Source organism: Acinetobacter lwoffii (assembly GCF_024129355.1).
Lineage (GTDB): Bacteria > Pseudomonadota > Gammaproteobacteria > Pseudomonadales > Moraxellaceae > Acinetobacter > Acinetobacter lwoffii_I.
This window is the reverse complement of sequence record NZ_JAMXXP010000073.1, coordinates 1-1,800: the sequence shown is the minus strand read 5'-3', so window position 1 is coordinate 1,800 and position 1,800 is coordinate 1. Positions and strand designations below refer to the sequence as shown.

General features: G+C 33.4%; 2 protein-coding genes. Both read left to right on the top strand.

The window, feature by feature from the left end:
* The first annotated feature begins 200 nt into the window (after positions 1 to 200).
* Positions 201 to 770, top strand: a complete 570-nt coding sequence (locus tag NI468_RS15965) for a TetR/AcrR family transcriptional regulator (protein WP_004733260.1) — start codon at positions 201 to 203, stop codon at positions 768 to 770.
* Complete coding sequence (locus NI468_RS15960; RefSeq protein WP_004733258.1) at positions 767 to 1,684, top strand: DMT family transporter; 918 nt, start codon at positions 767 to 769, stop codon at positions 1,682 to 1,684. The genes NI468_RS15965 and NI468_RS15960 overlap by 4 nt, the downstream gene beginning before the upstream one ends.
* Positions 1,685 to 1,800: the final 116 nt, after the last annotated feature.

The following is a 1,800-nucleotide window of genomic DNA, read 5'->3' as shown; positions in this document are numbered from 1 at the left end:
ATATTTTATATCCAGTCCATGGTGATAAAAACCATCATAAACCAGACATTTTTATTGGTGAGAATATAGACACTTTAAATGGGTTCTAACACATACATTTCGTATAAGGTGTATTATGTTAATTGTAGGGAAGCTTAAAAATTGAATATTCTGTTCTCATCTTATATATTAGGTATATCGGTCTACCTAAATTAAACCTTATGAAAACTGCCAAGCAACGAATTTTAGAAGCAGCCTCGATCCTATTTTATAACGATGGCATAAATAACACTGGAATTAATGCCATTACAGAAAAGGCAAAAGTTGCAAAAATGTCCTTATATAATAATTTCCCTGCTAAATCTCATATAGTTAACTCTTATATTGAGGCTAGACATCAAGAGTGGCTTGATTTATATGCCATTAGAAGTAAGGAAGCACATACTCCTTTAGATAAAATATTAGCAGTTTTTGATGCCTATCAAGATCATGCTGAATTTGCTTATGAAAAGGGTTTTCGAGGATGTGGTCTATTAAATGCAGCTGCTGAATTTCCAGCGAATAGTCCTGAAAGATGGGCTATTAAATTGCATAAAGATGAAATTGAAAACATTATTTCTAATCAGCTTTCTGAGATTTTTCCAAATCAAGATAAAGTTCAAAAAATAGCTTTAATGCTATCTTTTATTCTAGAAGGATCCATTGCTAGAGCAGGTTTAGAAGGCTCAAGTCATAAAATTCAAGCTGCAAAAAGAATCGTCCTTAATATTTTAGAGCAAGAAGTTGTATGAGTAATATGCTTCCTAATGCTTCTAATTACGGATTTATTGCTGTTCTTTTAGCTGCTTTTCTTTGGGGAACTACAGGTACAGCTGCTACGTTTGCTCCAAATCTCAGTCCTCTTGCTATCGGTGCTGCCGCTATGGGTGGTGGTGGTCTTTTACAAGCACTTTTAGCCCGAAAAAGTATTAAAAAGAATTTAATTCACATAAATTCTAATCTTGTTATTCTGATAACAGGAGTCGTTTCTGTCTTTATTTATCCTTTGGCATTTTATTCTTCTATGCATTTAGCTGGGGTAACTATTGGTACTGTTGTTTCAATTGGTACTGCCCCTTTATTTACAGCACTTTTAGAACGTTTTTTTGATCAAAAAAAACTTTCTATGATTTGGTTTATTAGTTTTATCTTGGGAATTATGGGTGTAATTTTTTTATCTATAGGTGAGTCACACTCACCGACAACCTCAGATAAAATAACAAATAATGGACAAATTTTAGGAATCATTTTAGGTGCTGTTGCTGGACTAACCTATGCCTTATATTCCTGGGCAGCTAAAAAACTTATAGATCGGGGAATAGATTCAAAAGCCTCTATGGGGCTGATTTTTGGTTTCGCATCGCTTTTATTGTTGCCTACTTTATTCTTTACTGGCTCAAATTTATTTGAACAGAATATAAATATTTATGTCGTAGGCTACATGATGCTTATTCCAATGTTTTTAGGATATGTATTATTTGGCTATGGTTTAAAAACTGTTCCAGCAAGTAAAGCAATTACTTTAACTTTGTTTGAGCCTTTAGTTGCTGCAATATTGGCAATAGCATTAGTTGGAGAAAAGTTAACTCCCATTGGCTGGATAGGTATGATTTTTATTTCTTTATGCTTAGCACTCCTTTCTAAAGCCAAAGATTCCCCCATTTAACATAATGGAGGTTATGCGAAGTCGACTTGTTAGAACCCATTTAAAGTGTCTATATTCTCACCAATAAAAATGTCTGGTTTATGATGGTTTTTATCACCATGGACTGGATATAAAAT

What these genes read in the sequence shown, in the direction of transcription:
- NI468_RS15965 (WP_004733260.1), top strand. Translation starts at nt 201, where the DNA reads ATGAAAACTGCCAAGCAACGAATTTTAGAAGCAGCCTCGATCCTATTT.
- NI468_RS15960 (WP_004733258.1), top strand. Translation starts at nt 767, where the DNA reads ATGAGTAATATGCTTCCTAATGCTTCTAATTACGGATTTATTGCTGTT.